The organism is Desulfofundulus thermobenzoicus (genome assembly GCF_009428905.1).
GTDB classification, from domain to species: domain Bacteria; phylum Bacillota; class Desulfotomaculia; order Desulfotomaculales; family Desulfovirgulaceae; genus Desulfofundulus_A; species Desulfofundulus_A thermobenzoicus.
The window spans coordinates 1-441 of sequence record NZ_WHYR01000203.1 but is presented as its reverse complement, the minus strand read 5'-3'; the positions used below and the strand labels follow the sequence as shown (position 1 = coordinate 441).

At 73.2% G+C, this 441-nt stretch carries 2 protein-coding genes; one reads left to right on the top strand and one right to left on the bottom strand.

The features are described from left to right. A partial coding sequence (locus tag GFC01_RS18945) for a GNAT family N-acetyltransferase (RefSeq protein WP_194175045.1) occupies positions 1-283 on the top strand: 283 nt, incomplete at its 5' end. Between the two features lie 3 nt (positions 284-286). On the opposite strand, the gene GFC01_RS20290 is transcribed toward GFC01_RS18945, so the two are convergent. Then, on the bottom strand, positions 287-441 hold a 155-nt coding region (locus GFC01_RS20290; RefSeq protein ID WP_194175044.1), incomplete at its 5' end, for a carbonic anhydrase family protein.

The following is a 441-nucleotide window of genomic DNA, read 5'->3' as shown; positions in this document are numbered from 1 at the left end:
GCTGATGCTGTCCCACGCGTTCGAGGCCTGGCAGTGCATCGCGGTGGAGTTCCGCACGCACTGGCACAACCACCAGTCCCGCGCCGCGATCGCCGGTCTGGGCGCGAAGCAGGACGGCGTGCTGCGGAACCACTCGATCGGTCGCGACGGCACGCTCCGCGACACCGTGGTGTTCTCGATCATCGCCTCGGAGTGGCCGGCGGTCCGGCTGTCCCTGGCCGAGCGGCTCCGGCGGCACGACCGCGCGGAGGGGTCGCGCCGCCGGTCCGCCCGGCACGCCTGACCGTCAGAGCGTGTGACGGACCGTCCGGTCGCCGAGCGGCTGGACCGGACGTGCGTTCTCGACGTGCGCTGCCTCGAGGTCGGCGAGCTGGTCGGCGCCGAGCTCGATCGGGTCCTCGAGCACGATCCACCGCACACCCTCGGTGCACGGCGGCGTGG